Annotated in this window: 19 protein-coding genes; 9 read left to right on the top strand and 10 right to left on the bottom strand. The window is 42.1% G+C overall.

Features of this window, described 5'->3' with window-relative positions:
* Positions 1 to 77: 77 nt before the first annotated feature.
* Complete coding sequence (locus LCY76_RS03720; protein ID WP_248251517.1) at positions 78 to 290, bottom strand: SE1561 family protein; 213 nt, start codon at positions 288 to 290, stop codon at positions 78 to 80.
* Between the two features lie 170 nt (positions 291 to 460).
* On the opposite strand from LCY76_RS03720, the gene yfkAB reads away from it, so the two are divergent.
* Positions 461 to 1570, top strand: a complete 1110-nt coding sequence (gene yfkAB, locus LCY76_RS03715; protein WP_248251516.1) for a radical SAM/CxCxxxxC motif protein YfkAB — start codon at positions 461 to 463, stop codon at positions 1568 to 1570.
* 117 nt (positions 1571 to 1687) lie between these two features.
* Positions 1688 to 2017: a winged helix-turn-helix transcriptional regulator gene (locus tag LCY76_RS03710; protein ID WP_053355679.1), complete on the top strand. Its 330-nt coding sequence runs from the start codon at positions 1688 to 1690 to the stop codon at positions 2015 to 2017.
* Positions 2018 to 2045: 28 nt separating this feature from the next.
* Here the strand turns inward: LCY76_RS03710 and LCY76_RS03705 are convergent, their stop codons facing one another.
* Complete coding sequence (locus tag LCY76_RS03705; RefSeq protein WP_419714920.1) at positions 2046 to 2828, bottom strand: YfkD famly protein; 783 nt, start codon at positions 2826 to 2828, stop codon at positions 2046 to 2048.
* 180 nt (positions 2829 to 3008) lie between these two features.
* Between LCY76_RS03705 and LCY76_RS03700 the strand changes: the two genes are divergently transcribed.
* Positions 3009 to 3425: a pyridoxamine 5'-phosphate oxidase family protein gene (locus tag LCY76_RS03700; RefSeq protein ID WP_248251515.1), complete on the top strand. Its 417-nt coding sequence runs from the start codon at positions 3009 to 3011 to the stop codon at positions 3423 to 3425.
* Positions 3426 to 3748: 323 nt separating this feature from the next.
* Here LCY76_RS03700 and LCY76_RS03695 read toward each other — a convergent pair whose 3' ends face one another.
* Positions 3749 to 4132 carry an OsmC family protein gene (locus LCY76_RS03695; RefSeq protein WP_248251514.1) on the bottom strand — a complete coding sequence of 128 codons (384 nt, stop codon included), beginning with the start codon at positions 4130 to 4132 and terminating at the stop codon, positions 3749 to 3751.
* A 132-nt stretch (positions 4133 to 4264) separates the two neighbouring features.
* On the opposite strand from LCY76_RS03695, the gene LCY76_RS03690 reads away from it, so the two are divergent.
* Together LCY76_RS03690 and LCY76_RS03685 are read left to right on the top strand one after the other, a co-directional pair.
* On the top strand, positions 4265 to 5449 hold the full coding sequence (locus LCY76_RS03690) for an MFS transporter (RefSeq protein WP_248251513.1): 1185 nt from the start codon (positions 4265 to 4267) through the stop codon (positions 5447 to 5449).
* Between the two features lie 137 nt (positions 5450 to 5586).
* Positions 5587 to 6036, top strand: a complete 450-nt coding sequence (locus tag LCY76_RS03685) for a TlpA disulfide reductase family protein (protein WP_053355684.1) — start codon at positions 5587 to 5589, stop codon at positions 6034 to 6036.
* 113 nt (positions 6037 to 6149) lie between these two features.
* Here the strand turns inward: LCY76_RS03685 and LCY76_RS03680 are convergent, their stop codons facing one another.
* The 3 genes from LCY76_RS03680 to LCY76_RS03670 form a co-directional block, all read right to left on the bottom strand.
* Positions 6150 to 6632, bottom strand: coding sequence for a VanZ family protein (locus tag LCY76_RS03680; RefSeq protein ID WP_248251512.1), 483 nt, complete (start codon positions 6630 to 6632; stop codon positions 6150 to 6152).
* 171 nt (positions 6633 to 6803) lie between these two features.
* On the bottom strand, positions 6804 to 7679 hold the full coding sequence (locus LCY76_RS03675) for a YihY/virulence factor BrkB family protein (protein ID WP_248251511.1): 876 nt from the start codon (positions 7677 to 7679) through the stop codon (positions 6804 to 6806).
* A 53-nt stretch (positions 7680 to 7732) separates the two neighbouring features.
* Positions 7733 to 8242, bottom strand: coding sequence for a hypothetical protein (locus tag LCY76_RS03670; RefSeq protein WP_248251510.1), 510 nt, complete (start codon positions 8240 to 8242; stop codon positions 7733 to 7735).
* A 164-nt stretch (positions 8243 to 8406) separates the two neighbouring features.
* Between LCY76_RS03670 and LCY76_RS03665 the strand changes: the two genes are divergently transcribed.
* Entirely contained in the window at positions 8407 to 8661 is a 255-nt protein-coding gene (locus LCY76_RS03665; RefSeq protein WP_053355688.1) for a GlsB/YeaQ/YmgE family stress response membrane protein, read from the top strand.
* Here LCY76_RS03665 and LCY76_RS03660 read toward each other — a convergent pair.
* Entirely contained in the window at positions 8624 to 9136 is a 513-nt protein-coding gene (locus LCY76_RS03660; RefSeq protein WP_336606243.1) for a GNAT family N-acetyltransferase, read from the bottom strand. The two genes, LCY76_RS03665 and LCY76_RS03660, sit on opposite strands and share 38 nt — an antisense overlap.
* Before the next feature lie 13 nt (positions 9137 to 9149).
* Positions 9150 to 9620 (bottom strand): low molecular weight protein-tyrosine-phosphatase, encoded by a 471-nt coding sequence (locus LCY76_RS03655; protein ID WP_248251509.1) that lies wholly within the window; start codon positions 9618 to 9620, stop codon positions 9150 to 9152.
* Positions 9621 to 9734: 114 nt separating this feature from the next.
* Between LCY76_RS03655 and LCY76_RS03650 the strand changes: the two genes are divergently transcribed.
* Together LCY76_RS03650 and LCY76_RS03645 are read left to right on the top strand one after the other, a co-directional pair.
* Positions 9735 to 10457, top strand: coding sequence for an NAD-dependent deacylase (locus LCY76_RS03650; RefSeq protein WP_248251508.1), 723 nt, complete (start codon positions 9735 to 9737; stop codon positions 10455 to 10457).
* A 184-nt stretch (positions 10458 to 10641) separates the two neighbouring features.
* Positions 10642 to 12585, top strand: a complete 1944-nt coding sequence (locus LCY76_RS03645) for a phospholipase D-like domain-containing protein (protein ID WP_248251507.1) — start codon at positions 10642 to 10644, stop codon at positions 12583 to 12585.
* A 62-nt stretch (positions 12586 to 12647) separates the two neighbouring features.
* Here the strand turns inward: LCY76_RS03645 and LCY76_RS03640 are convergent, their stop codons facing one another.
* On the bottom strand, positions 12648 to 13049 hold the full coding sequence (locus tag LCY76_RS03640) for a secondary thiamine-phosphate synthase enzyme YjbQ (protein WP_248251506.1): 402 nt from the start codon (positions 13047 to 13049) through the stop codon (positions 12648 to 12650).
* A 92-nt stretch (positions 13050 to 13141) separates the two neighbouring features.
* Between LCY76_RS03640 and LCY76_RS03635 the strand changes: the two genes are divergently transcribed.
* Positions 13142 to 13909: a DUF3050 domain-containing protein gene (locus LCY76_RS03635; RefSeq protein ID WP_248251505.1), complete on the top strand. Its 768-nt coding sequence runs from the start codon at positions 13142 to 13144 to the stop codon at positions 13907 to 13909.
* A gap of 32 nt (positions 13910 to 13941) precedes the next feature.
* On the opposite strand, the gene rsgA is transcribed toward LCY76_RS03635, so the two are convergent.
* Positions 13942 to 15003 carry a ribosome small subunit-dependent GTPase A gene (gene rsgA / locus LCY76_RS03630; protein WP_248251504.1) on the bottom strand — a complete coding sequence of 354 codons (1062 nt, stop codon included), beginning with the start codon at positions 15001 to 15003 and terminating at the stop codon, positions 13942 to 13944.
* Positions 15004 to 15175 lie beyond the last annotated feature (172 nt).

Raw genomic sequence — 15175 nt, 5'->3', positions numbered from 1 at the left:
TAACCCCTTTTATTATAGAAGAATAATTTTGTCGTATTAAAACCATTTCCATTATAACAAAAAGGATAAAATAGCGCTTACTTTTCGTTTTTGATCTGCTCTTTTTCTTCCCAATGATTTCGGAACTGCTTGCACTTAAACTCCAGGTCATCCAGCATTCCGATGATTCGGTCGATTTCTTCTATTCCTGCTGTTTCTGCATCAATGGAATCAAGCACCTGCAGCAGCATGTCCACCCGCTGCACAATATACTCTTTCTGAGATGATCTATCTTCAATCGATTTACCCACATTAACCTCTCCTTTCCTTCATACTGTATCAAAGGATCATTTGTCTGCCAATTTAAACTTGAAATTCAGGCTCTTTTTCTTTGCTTCTGATTGAGTTATCATATGGTGTATTTATAGATTATCGCAGCCCTTTATTTTTACCCGTTTTATTTAAAAAGGAGTTTTTTATAATGATGGTAAAAGAACCAATTTCCGTTCAATATGACCCTTGGGAAGCCTACATGGATGTAGAACAGTACGGTTCCATGAAGCTAACCAATATTGAAGTAACAACGACTACCCTCTGTAACATGAGATGCGCCCATTGTGCAGTCGGATATACCTTAAATGTGAAAGACCCTGAACCCCTGCCGCTCGATCTTCTCATCCGCAGACTCGATGAGATTCCGGATCTGCGTTCTTTCTCGATCACAGGCGGAGAGCCGATGATGTCGAAAAAATCGGTGGATCAGTATGTTGTGCCTCTTCTTCAATACGCATCATCACGAGGAGTCAGAACTCAGATTAATTCCAATTTGACGCTGGATCTCAAACGGTATGAGCCCATCCTTCCTTACTTGGATGTCCTTCACATCTCTCATAACTGGGGAACTCCACAAGATTTTGCAGAGATCGGTTTTGCCGTGATGGAACGCAAACCTTCCATGGAACAGCGAACAGCTTTGTTTGACCGGATGGTACATAATGCGCAGGAACTCACAAAACAAGGCGTCCTTGTGTCTGCGGAAACCATGCTGAATAAGACCACTCTTCCTTATCTTGAAAAAATTCATGAACATATCCAGGAAATGGGGTGTCAAAGGCACGAAATTCATCCTATGTATCCGAGCGATTTCGCAAGCTCCCTTCAAGTCCTGTCGCTCGATGAGACGCGCTCTGCCATTCACCGGCTGCTTGATATCCGCAACAAGGATATATGGATGCTGTTTGGCACACTGCCGTTCTATGCATGTTCTTCCTCCACTGAAGATCAACAACTTTTAAAACGCCTGTTTGCAGAAGAAAACGTAACCGTAAGGAATGATCCCGATGGAAGGTCACGGCTGAACGTCAATCTGTTTGACGGAGAGATCATCGTAACCGACTTTGGCGACACTCCTTCACTCGGCAACATACAAAACACTTCTTTTTTAGAAGCCTATGAAAAATGGAACAAAACCGACACAGCAAAATCACTGAATTGCCATTGTCCAGCTGTAAAATGCCTGGGTCCCAACCTGCTGGTGAAAGATACGTATTATAGAGAAATGGACTTTTCCCTCCGTTCTTCCAAAATATAACTTTTTAAAAAGTTATAAACTTTACATTAGTAAGTTTTGAGAGTATTATCAAAGGAAAGACTATATCTAACAGGCTTTTCAGCCGAAAAAGATCAATGCAATGAGGTGAATTGTTGTATGGATTACAATACCATGTGTCCCAAATATGAAGTTACTATAGATATTATCGGTAAAAAGTGGACGGGGCTGATCATCCGTGTATTATTGGGTGGATCCCGAAGATTCAAGGATATAAAAAAGCAGATTCCTGAGATGAGTGACAGAATGCTCACAGAACGAATGAAAGAACTCGAAGCTGTGGGCATCGTTGCCCGCCATGTTTATCCCGAAACACCAGTTCGGATTGAGTATGATCTTACCGAAAAAGGAAAATCCCTGCGCTCCGTAATTGATGCAATTCAAAGCTGGAGTGAAGAATGGGTTGAGAATTGCGAACTTCAAAAATAAAACAGCTCCTTAAAGGAGCTGTTTTATTTTACATATTGGAAGAATGGAATCTGAAGGAAACATGCTCTTGAACCGGGATCCAGGCCCCGATTCCCTGCTGGGTAACATTCTGTACCTCAAGCTTTCTTTTGCTTCCCTTCAATACGATATAGACTTCTCCATATGTCACTCTTCCTCTTTCATTAACAGCTGGCGCATAGCTTGAAAGGTAACCGACCTGCTTAGGGGAAATATTATAGACGTTGCTTTTCCTTGTTCCTGCCCCCACATTGGTCTGAAAAGAAAGAGGAAGCTTTGTTTTCTCTCCTGCTGCAATCAGCATCATCTTTTTTACAGCATCACTATTCGGAATTTCAGCAGTCAAGCCGCCGGTAATCCGTTTATGTGCCTGCTGTTGATATCTGAGCTGAGCCATTGTTTTTCCGCCTCGGTTATCCAAACGATTAAGGTTGATCTGCTGGTACTCCCAATTGACGGTAGTTTCCGTGGACTGATAGGACAATGGCCATTGTCCAAGGAAAATTCTGGCTCTGTACCCGATGGCTAATTTTGATGGATTGATTACCGACTCGTTCAGAATACGGATTAAATCCGGATTTGCAATGGATACATTGGATGTTTTCAGCATGGATTTAGCAAGCTTGCTTGGCTCGAGGTAAGGCAGATCCTGAGCGGAATTGGGATACGTATTTTCTTTTGAAATGCTGACAACAGAGTTAGGTATCCTGGAAGGACTTGCTGCAGCAGTATCTGCTTGGGCCAGCAGGGAAAAAAGCATGATTATAACAAGGAATGTGCGGTTCCGTTTCATATGAATTGCCTCCTTTATATACCTATTTTTTTCTTGTTGAAGAAATTTATCCATAGTAGAGGAATAACAATTTTTAACACATAAAACAGACACTTCATGTTTATCAAGTGTCTTTGTGTTTACTCTTTTAAAATTGGTGGAAACATGATAACAGGCTAATTTTGAAAGGAGAATGGAAGAATGAATCAAGAAGAGTTCAAACAAAAAATCAAAGACATTGTAGATTCAAACCCAATTGGCACCCTTTCAACCATATCAGGCAACAAACCGCACTCTCGGTACATGTCCTTTCAGCGTGAAGATATCACCCTTTTTACAGCAACCAGCAAACAAACTCATAAAGTGGAAGAAATTCAGGAGAATCCGAATGTCCATGTCCTATTAGGATACGAAGACTGGAACGATCCTTATATTGAGCTTCAAGGTACAGTAACAGTGCGTGATGATAAGGAGCTGAAGGAAGATTTCTGGCATGACATGATGAAGAATTGGTTCTCCGGTCCGGAAGATCCAAACTATATCATTCTGGAGATTAAACCTTCTGTCTACCGGCTGATGAACACGAAAGAGCGTGAGCCTGTAGAGATGGAACTCTAAGCCGGAACTCAAAAAAAGCATTCCGAGGGGATTTTCTCTCGGAATGCTTTTTTCTTGGCTGTTTTCTATAAGATTGTTGCTTTATGAACATTTTTGTAAATAAGGCTTCATTGACAAGTTGATTGAAGTGCAAGGTGCGAGACTCCTCGAAAATGAATTTCACATTTTCTTCGTGCGATATAACGCTGCCGAAGCCTTCCTTGTCCTGCGGGAAAAGCGTGACAGGTGAGACTACGCAGGCGCCTGCGCCGAGAAAGTAGGCCATCCTGGAACGGAAATCAACCACTTCTAAGAGCAACAGAGGTTACGAAACAGCCTTTTTCTTATACGATCAATTCGAACGAATCTGTAATCGCTATGCTTCCTTTAACGGATTGAACCATGGAGCAGTTCTTTTCTGTAACCCGCAATGCTTTTTCGATTTTCTCAGAAGAAAGATTGAATCCTTTTATAATAAAGTGCATATGAATGCTTTCTATCCGGTCCGCCTCTTCCTTATTTCGAATGACCTGTGTATGTATGGTAATATCCTCAACCTCAATTCTCATTTTAGCGAGGACTTTTCGCAGTACACCCCCGCTGCAGACAGCTACGGATGATACCATCAACTGATACGGACGGAAGCCATATTGTTCATCACCCGAAATATCAAGCTTGCCGTATTCAAATTGAGTTTGAAAACCTTTCTCTTTCATTTTAAATTCCATTATTGCATCACCTCTTATTTTTTATAGTTTAAACAATTTGTATTTGTTTTTACAAAAATTTCGTCTTAGCAAGGCAAGAACAAAATATTCATTGTAAAATGAGAGTAGATTTGAAAAAAGGATGTATTGCTTATGGCTGTATTAACAAAATCGAAATTTTCCGTGTTAGTCAGTATTGTCTTCATTTCGGGGTTTTCTCAGGGGATGCTCCTGCCTTTGATCGCTATTTTGCTGGAAGAGTCGGGAACCTCTTCTACCTTGAACGGATTAAACGCGACCGCCCTCTATATCGGTATCGTTCTCGCCTCGCCTTTTATTGAAAAACCGGTGCGAATGTTCGGCTACAAAAAAATCATTGTAACCGGGCTTATTCTCGTCACCGTATCACTATTTTTATTTCCATGGTGGAAAGCGTTCTGGTTCTGGTTCGCTCTGCGCATGATCATCGGTGTCGGAGACCATATGCTTCATTTTTCCACCCAGGTATGGGTAACCTCCAACAGTCCTGCCGATAAAAGAGGTCGGAATATCGCACTTTATGGGATAGCTTTTGGTGCTGGTTTCGGGATTGGTCCATTGATGACCCGGCTGGCAGTATTTAGTGAAGCGCTTCCCTTTATGATTTCAGGAGGGTTCTGCCTGATCTCTCTGTTTGTTATGACCTTTATCCAAAATGAATATCCAGAGACAGAAAGCTTTAAAGAAGCTGGTATGAACACGCTCAGCCGTTATCGTGAGGTAATACGTCTAGCCTGGGTCGCTCTGCTTCCAGCGTTCGGCTACGGTTTTCTTGAAGCCTCCTTAAATGGTTCCTTCCCTGTTTATGCATTACGACATGGCATACCGATCGACTGGGTATCCATCTTACTGCCTTCCTTTATTGTCGGAAGTCTGGTGTTCCAGCTTCCACTCGGATTATGGAGCGACCGATTTGGAAGAAGAAATGTTCTTTTAGTTTGTCTTTTCATGGGCTTTGCGGCATTTACTGCTACATTGTTTGCAGGGGAACATATGCCGTTATTTCTCCTCCTTTTTTTTATTGCCGGGATGTTCGTCGGATCTCTGTTTTCATTAGGGATTACCTATATGAGCGACTTGCTCCCCCTGCACCTTCTTCCTGTAGGCAATATCCTGGCAGGCATCGCGTTCAGTGCAGGCAGTATGTGCGGTCCGCTCATCGGAGGATGGTTCATAGATACCTTTGAATCAGGCGCTTTTGTTTATGCAATAAGCGGAATGCTGCTGATCCTGCTGGTGATTACCTTTATACATAAAGGAACAGGCATACGTTCCGCTGCTCAAAAAAATGCATCCTAAAATGCCAATAATAAACCAGCAGTAATGCATACTAAAGAAAGCAATATTTTTGCATTCTCGGCCAGAATTCCTTATACTATAATTGAAATTAAATAATAATTATTATAAATAATTTTCTTAAAAAGGAGTTATTCTTCATGAAACTACGCGACGAAATGCCTGAACTAAATGGTGCAACTGAATGGTTAAATGGTGAAGTAACAAAATCTGATCTAATCGGCAACAAACCAACACTTATTCATTTTTGGTCTGTAAGCTGCGGACTCTGTAAAGAAGCAATGCCAAACATCAATAAATTCCGTGATGATTACAAAGACGAACTAAACGTTATTGCTGTTCATATGCCTCGTTCTGAAAAGGACCTGGACATCGACCAAATCAAAGAAGTAGCAAAAGAGCACGACATCACTCAGCCGATCTTTGTCGATAACCAGCACAACCTTACAGATGCATTCGAAAACCAATATGTACCTGCTTACTATGTATTTGATAACGAAGGCAAACTCCGCCACTTCCAAGCCGGCGGCGATGGCATGAAAATGCTAACCAAACGCGTCAACCGCGTACTAGGAAAAGAAACGAAGTAAGTTCGAAAAGCTGAGGTGTCCGTTTAATCGAGAAAAGCTGAAATCAAAACCCCTGTTGGAATTGGCCAACAGGGGTTTTTTATACTAAAAAGGCTTCCGGGGATCGCCCACGTCTACCTTTTTCTTCTTAGAATATTATTTTCAACAATGCGGTAGATAAGTGCACACAGTTTAAACACCGCAAGACCGACCATCGTGCCGAATCCGTTCAATAGGATGTCATCAATATCAAAGATCCGGTGAGCGTAATTATACTGGATGACTTCAATTACAGAGCTCGTCCCAAATCCGATCACAAACATGAGCCACCATTTTGATAACGAACGGTTAATCAACGGTGGCAGAAAGCCCAGCGGAAAGAAAAGAATGACATTGCCAATTATATTTTTAAAAATCAGCCAGTAATCACGGCTCTTCCACATTAATCGAATACTGTCAAAGAGCACAAGGTTCATTGATTTTCCATACACATAGTGGTTGTATGTAAACAATGTTGCATAAATCAGAATAGCCAAATACCCTATGAACATAAGCCAACCGATATTTCTCCATTTTAGCCGGGCTTTTTTCTTGTTGAGCTTTTTGTTCTTCTTCATCATCATTCTCCATTCACGTGCTTAATCCCGGCCAATTGCATGACATTTCATTTGAGTCAGCTGAAAAAGCCCCGTCCATTATACCATATGAAATCCGTAAGTAATCATACATGATGATGTTAATTTGTCCAAAAAAAAGCCGCCATTGAGGCGGTTTTTGAATCGGAAATCTTATTTGGTTTTTGTCAATAAACCCTTCTCATACGCCTGGTCAATCTTGAACTTATGAAACGTGGCATTGATGACACCGCCAAGGATGATGACCATCCCCGTTAAATAAAACCATAGCATAAGTACAATAATGGCTCCAAGGCTCCCATATGTGGCTGAATAATTGCCGAAACTGTCAACATAAAAAGCAAAGCAAAGCGAGACAAGCAGCCAGGCAACGGTAGAAAAAATGGCACCGTACCAGACTTCACTATATTTTAGCCGTTTGCAAGGCCCCATAAAGTACAACACAGAAAAAACAATAGCAATAACCACAAAACTGATGACCCATCTCAACAAGCTCCACATGCTCAGGAAGAACTGATCGAGTCCCAGATAAGAGAAGATAAATTCCCCAAGCATTTTTCCGAAGACAGGAAGAACCAAAGAAACAACGATAGAGATAATTAATCCAATGGTAAGAAAGATAGCCAAAATCCTTGCCATGATAAACGAACGGCATTCTTCCACACCATAGGCTTCATTTAATGCCTTAATCACCGCGTTGACTCCATTGGAGGCTGACCAGAGGGAGGCGATAATCCCGAAAGAAAGCAGCCCGCCTTTTTTAGATTCAAGCACAGCCTTCAGGTTCTCTCTAATCAACTCCATCGATTGTCCAGGTACGACATTATTAAGAACTTTTACAGCGTCTTCCGGAGAAATAAAGATACCGCCAAGGGTTATTAAAAAGATGAGGAACGGAAAAAGCGACAGCAAAAAATAATATGCCAGCTGTGCAGCCAGGTCCGGAACATCACTCTTTTTAAAGCTGTGCATAAGTTCAATGGCAAATGACTTTGGGGATATATTCTTCAGTTCATGGAACAATTTCATCTGTTTCACCTCGCTGTTTTAAACGATCCGTATACTGAAAAAAGAAGGGCAACTTAATAGCTGCCCTCATTTGGTGTAACCACATGCGGTTTGTTTTGAAGGTCGGAATAAGATGGAGCTGGAATCGAATCCTTTTCGCTTACTTCGCCTACAACATCTTTACCATGCTCTTTAACATTCTGTCCTGCATCTTTCAACTTGCTTCCTATTTTTACAAGCTCACTGCTTGCCCCTCTTACTTGCTGCATGGCTTCCATTGATGTATTTTTTACATCTTCCATTGTAGACATGAGCTGTTTGATATCATCCATAACATCACTAACAGCTGAAGAAGCGGATTGAAAGGTCTCTTTTACTCCGCCTGCGAGCGATTGAGGATTATCTTTCACATTTTTTGCAATAGTAACCGTCTGATCTTTTACATCCAACGTTTTACGCTTTACGGTTTGCCGGGTAGAGCGGTCAAGCATAGCAATTGCTGCTCCCACTGCTGCTCCAATAAGGAGTCCCTTCACAAGTTTGCTGTCATTTCTTTCATAAGTATCAAATGTTTTGTACGACATAAAAAACATCTCTCCTTTATTAAAGTACCATTTAGTATGGTTTACATTCCCCATGGTTGGGACAAAAAAACATTTTTTTGTTTTTGTTTATTTTTTTTAAGTGATGGGTATCTTAACGGTACAGCACAATAACAAAACAAAATTTCAAAGGAGGAACACACAAAATGAGTTTTCTTTGGGCACTTATTATAGGTGGTATCATTGGTTGGTTAGCAGGAGTAATTACAGGACGTGACGTTCCGGGCGGAATCATTGGAAACATTATTGCTGGTTTTGTCGGTGCGTGGCTTGGAGGATTAGTCCTAGGAGATTGGGGTCCTGATGTTGCAGGTTTCGCAATTGTCCCTGCCATCATTGGTGCAATCGTCGTAGTATTAATCGTCAGTGCCATCCTTCGTGGTATGAGACGAAACGCATAAGCATCAAAAAAAAACGGTACGCCAAATGGCGTACCGTTTTTTTTTTAGTTTCCAAAATCCTTTTAAAAACATGGCTGACACAGTCATATCCCATCTTGCCTTCATAGAAGCGATGGGCATCTTTTCTGGCAATTCCTGATGACAGAGCCACGCAGTTGCAGCTGTTATGAAGAGCAAATGATTCGATAAACGAAAGAAGTTCTTCCCCGAACCCTCTTGAGCGAAGGTTTCCGTCAGTCACCAAATCATACACCCACACATGTTTTCCGTAATAAAGGTTTGTCAATATGGCAAAACCCGCTACAGCCACAAGTGTTTCATCATCATAACAGCCAAGCAGCGTATACCCGTTAGTCTGCATTTCTTCATTTAAAGCAAAAAATAACGCCTCGGTTAAATGCGGACGAAGCTGTTTCATAACAGGAAAAGCTCCCTTTATTTCCTTTTCCGTTGAAAGTTGACGTATGATCCCCATTCACCCATCTCCTCTACAAGTTTTCGCGGAGCGCTATATCTTCAAGCAAATGATGGCATCCCTCTGTGACCAGTTCATAAACCTCATCAAAGTTTCCTGTAAAATAAGGATCCGGCACATCTTCTGCTTTACTTTCAGGAACATAATCCATCAGCCTTGCCACATGGTTCGCAGCTACATGGCCTGCCAGCTGCTGAAGATCACCAATATTTTTAGCATCCATCCCGATAACATAGTCATATTCCGTAAGATCTCCAGCAACAACCTGCCTTGCTTTCAATCCTTCAAACGAAATATTTTTCTTCGTTAATAAATCCCGTGTTCCTTCATGCGGCGGTTCACCGACATGCCAGTTTCCCGTTCCGGCAGAGTCCACTGAAATCTTGTCATCCAAGCCTCTTTTTTGAACCATATCCTTGAATATCGCTTCAGCCATAGGTGAACGGCATATATTTCCAAGACATACAAATAAAACTTTCACCATAGTAATCCCCCATCTCTTTATTGCTGTTACATTAAAGTATACCGTTAATTGTGTAAAAAAATAAGGAGAACTCATTTGCCTGTATTATAATTGCAGTAAAAAGGAGATGAGCGGATGGCAAATCGACAAGCACTTGAACAGCTTGCTGAATGGGTGAAAGGTTCATCGTATACCGTTCTGTTAACTGGGGCTGGAATGTCAACCGAGAGCGGGATACCGGATTTCAGATCCCAGAACGGCTTATGGAAAAATTTCGATCCCGCTTATGTGTCATCTGTTGATGCTTTGGAGGATCACTATCATTTGTTTCACGAATTCTATTCGCTTAGACTGCAGGACGTTGAGACACGTTTTCCCCATCAAGGTTACGAAGTATTATCGCGGTTACAGGTACAAGGCCTAATTCATGCAATTGCTACCCAGAACGTTGATGGTTTTCATCTCCGTTCAGGTAGCCAGAATGTTTATGAACTCCACGGATCTTTAAGAAAAATTTACTGTCACACGTGCAGCCAAGAACATTCAATTGAAGCATTTAAAGATGGAACAGCGTGTTCCTGTGGAGGAAAACTTCGTCCGTCAATCGTTCTCTTTGGGGAGATGCTGCCAGAACATATTTGGCAGCAAGCGATAACAGCCATCGAACAATCTGATTTGGTAGTAGTCATCGGAACCAGCCTTCAAGTTTATCCCGTGAACCAGCTTCCTGCTATGACGAAAGGCAAGACGGTATTAATAAATAAAGAGCCAACAGCACTTGATCATCTTTTTGATCTATCCATTTACTCCAGTGCAAAAGACTCATTATTAGAAGTAGAAAACCTCTTGGTTCGGTAAATTTTTTCCACTGCTTCCAATCGCCTACGTTTCTTAAAAAATATTTCAAATAAAACTTTTAACATTTCTGTTTTACCCTCTCAAAGCACTATCTTTATTTACAATTCAAAATTCCCAGCTTTCCCCTTCTTTCCTTGTGCTATATTTACTTTGCAATTCAGCAAACAGAAAAAGGGGAATGGGAATGAACTGGAGTAAACTTGGATTAATCATTTCTTTATGTACAACCAGTTTTTTAGGCACTTTTTATCAGGGGCAAAAAGCAGAGGCTGTCACCACTCATCCTGTCATTAATGAAGTGGCTTGGATGGGAACAACAGCTGATGCAAATGATGAATGGATTGAATTGTATAACCCTTCACAAGTTCCTGTCGACTTATCAGGATGGGTCCTTAAATCCGCAGACGGCACACCTTCCATCCAGCTGACAGGAAAAATAGAACCAAACGGCTACTATTTGCTCGAACGTTCGGATGATACTACTGTTCCAGGAATAAAGGCCAATATGATTTATACGGGAGCTTTATCAAATACTGGAGAAACACTTGAATTAATCGATCCACAGAATACTATTCAGGATTCAATAGGATCCTGGTATGCAGGTGATGCAGCAACAAAGGCCACAATGGAAAGAAAAGATGCAGCTTCAACAGGAAATGAAGCCTCAAATTGGGTTACTTCTACCGCAGCTTATGACGTTGGTTTTGGTACACCCCTGTCCGCCGCTGTTTCACAAGGCAGCCAAACCGAACACCTAAACAGTGTACAGAACGGCACTGGAGCTATGAACGTTTACTTCAACAAATCTGCACTGCCGGAATTTTCCTCTTCAAACAACCAAGCGAATTATAATATCAACCTGGAAAACAGACTGATCAACCGAATTAACTCGGCCACAGCCACAATTGATATGGCGTCATATGAAATCAATTTGCCAAAAGTCGTGGATGCCTTAATCAATAGGGCTGCTTCGGGTGTTCGAGTCCGAATCATTGCGGATGCGAAAGGACCGAGTGATCCAGAACATGATGAACGCTATGAATTAATGAGAGCCGATCTTGAAAAGCTTCTTCGCGGAAAAGATGGCGTTCTTCATACTTCAGATGATGCATCTATTTTTTCTGACTCGGTTATGTTTGCCGTTGAAGATCCAGCGAAAAGACAGCAATATGGACTTCCAGCGGACGGATATACTGACTTTACACAAAAGATCGTTACAGTTGGTTCATCCAGCCAAACAGGCTATTTACTGGTAGATGGTGAATCCAAATCTTCCAACGCGTATTATGCACCTGATAATCAAATGCACAACAAGTTTGTACTCATTGATGGTACATGGACATTTACAGGAAGCTGGAATTTCACCACATCCGGCCTGTATGGAACGGATGCAAACAGAGAAAGCGGAATTCTTGATGGAAACTCCAATCATTCCATCGAATTTCATTCTCCGGAACTGGCAGCTGTATATAAAACAGAATTTGAAGAAATGTGGGGAGGTACTACTTTTTCTCCTGATCCAGTAAACGCCAACTTTGGACCAAGAAAGTCGGATAATACTCCTCATCATGTAACGGTAGGCGGCAAAATGGTGGATGTTTATTTTTCTCCCGGAGACAATGCTGTTCCACAGATGATTGATTTCATAAAAACGTCTGCTAATGAAAATACGTATTTTTCTATTTTCGCCTGGTCAGACCAAGAGCTAGTAGATGCTTTAAAAGTAAAATGGGAGGGGTCGGATCAAGATTTACAAGGTGCATTAACCGGCTTTGACTTAAAAGGTGTGTTTGAAGATTCCTATTGGAACATGTGGTGGTCTGCATCAGTGGACATGACCGGCCGAACAGCAAGCCAAACGAGTACAAATAATCCAAATACCCGCTGGAAAAACCCTGCACCTGTATACATGGATAAAGAAGTTCGTAAGCTGCATCATAAATACATGATTGTGGATGCTGATACATCCAGTGACCCTACAGTGATTACTGGATCAACGAATTGGAGTACAAACGGGAACGATGTAAACGATGAAAATTCTTTATTCGTTCATGATGCAGCTATTGCTAATCAATTTAAACAGGAGTTTCTAGCCCGCTATCAGATGGCTGGAGGAAGCGTTCAATAATTGTTTTCCGTTAGATAAAATAAAGAAATCCTCTTTTAGAAAAAAGAGGATTTCTTTTTTCTTTAATCGGCGATAACCTTTATAAAATAATTGCGGGAACGCGGGCCGTCAAACTCACAGAAATAGATCCCCTGCCATGTGCCAAGCACCAGGTCACCGTTATGAATAAAAACCATCTGTGAAGATCCTACTGTACTCGCTTTTAAATGTGACGCTGTGTTGCCTTCCGCATGCTGGTACTTTGGATGCTCCCAAGGATAAACCTCATCCAGCCTCATCAGCATGTCCGACTTCACATCAGGGTCAGCATTCTCATTGATTGTTATCCCCGCTGTAGTATGGGAACAATAGACATACAACAGCCCTTCCTGTACCCCTTGCTCTTGAACATAAGCACGGACCGTATCCGTTACATCGATCATTTCGTCCCGATGGTGTGTCTTTATTGTGAATTTTTGCAGCAAAACTGATCACCTCGCTATGTTTTTCCGTTATCTTATAAACATTACCATTCTGGTTCTGCATCAAACACCAGAATAAAGAAAGGATGCTTATTTTGGAACATGCTGCTTTTAACGAACTGACTGCTGTACGAGAAAAGTTGATCAGCCACCCGCTGTACAAGGAACTGACTAACGCAGATCGGGTAAAAATTCTTATGAAACACCATGTGTTCGCTGTTTGGGATTTCATGAGTCTGCTGAAGAAACTTCAGATTGAACTAACCAGCGTTTCTCTTCCCTGGATGCCGCAGCCGCACCCGGAGTATGCCCGCTTCATCAATGAAATCGTTTTGGGAGAAGAAACTGATGAAGATGGTGAAGGCGATTATATCAGCCACTTCGAACTTTATTTAAAAGCCATGAAAGAAGTAAAAGCCGATACGAATCCTATCGTCACTTATCTCACACGAGTAAAAGAAGGTGAAGATTCTCTTCTGGCTCTTGAATCGGACGAGGTTCCAGCCAGTGCAGCTGATTTCACGCGTCACAGCCTAAAGCTGGCACAACGAGGAGAAGTACACGAAGTAGCAGCTGCATTCTTTTTCGGGCGCGAAGATCTCATTCCTGACATGTTCCAGGTACTGGTCGATGAAGTTTCTGCAAACGGAATTGAAGCAAAATGGCTGAAATATTATCTTCACCGCCATATTGAGCTCGACGGAGATGAACATGGTCCTCTGGCTGAAAGGCTCCTGCTTTCGGTATGCGGTGATGACCCGGAGAAACTTCAGCAAGCCAAAACGGCCGCCATGGAATCCTTGGAAATGCGTATCAAACTATGGGACGGTGTCCTTCAAGAAATTAAAGAATGCCATGCTTAACAAAAGAGCTGCCCTCAGGCAGCTCTTTTTTCTTATTTACGATTGACGCGTGTTCGGTCACCGGCAATCTTTTTCCACTTTGCTTTTTCAGCCAAAGCCGCACGCTGATCTTCTTTTCTTGCCAGGAAAGCCAGCTCTCTCTGCAGTTTAACGTAACTGTTATAGCGGCCTTCATCGAGTGTTTCATCCTTAATCGCCTGCTGAACCGCACAGCCTGGCTCATTATTATGACTGCAATCCCGGAACCTGCATTGCTCTGCAAGCCCTTCAATATCCGAAAAGCTGTGCCCTACTCCTTCTTCTGCTTCCCACAACTGCAGCTCACGCATTCCAGGAGTATCAATGACAATTCCTCCGCTTTTTAAAACGATGAGTTCGCGATGCGTCGTCGTATGCCGCCCTTTGTCATCGTCTTCCCTGATGGTTTTGACATCCTGCTTCTTTTCTCCATAGAGAGCATTCGTCAACGTGGATTTACCTACCCCGGAGGAACCGAGCAAGGCAACCGTCTTACCCTCTTCAAGATAGGCGGCAAGCTGCTCCAAACCTTCTTCTTTTTCCGCACTGATTGCATGGATGGGAACACCCATCGCCACTTCTTCCACTTCCCTGAACTTTTCCTCGATATCTTCACAAAGATCAGCTTTACTTAGTACGATTACTGGGTTGGCTCCGCTTTCCCAAGCCATCAGCAAGTACCTTTCAATCCGTCTTAAATTAAAATCTGTATTCAATGCGTTTACAAGAAGAACGGTATCCACATTGGCCGCGACAATCTGCTCTTCTGTCGTATGTCCTGCCGCTTTTCTTGAAAATTTGCTTTTCCGGGGAAGAATGGCATGAATGGAAGCCTTATGCTCTTCAGGCCTTGCCGTAATCACTACCCAATCCCCCACAGCCGGAAAATCCTGCCGTTCCGACGCCATATGGCGGAGCTTTCCGGTCACCTCGGCGAGAAGTTCCCCGTGCTCCGTGAACAATCGGTACATTCCCTTATGCTCAAGAGCTACCCTGCCGACCGTAAAGCTTTCCTTATCGAATGATGCGTATCCTTCTTCAAAAAATAAGTCCCAGCCTAATTGTTTTAAATTCAATTTGTTTTCCTCCAATGATTAAATGATTAATTTTAATAAAATAAAAAAGACCGGCGCACCGGTCTTTTGGAGATCTGCATAATGACAGAATTCCTTTGCATTAAAAAACCCGTGAACTGTTCACAGCCCACGGGTATAATCACTTAACCATTGAAATATTTCAAAGAAATTA

This window comes from Fictibacillus marinisediminis, assembly GCF_023149135.1.
Lineage (GTDB): Bacteria > Bacillota > Bacilli > Bacillales > Fictibacillaceae > Fictibacillus_C > Fictibacillus_C marinisediminis.
The sequence above is the reverse complement of the archived record's forward strand: the minus strand, read 5'-3'. Positions and strand labels throughout refer to the sequence as shown.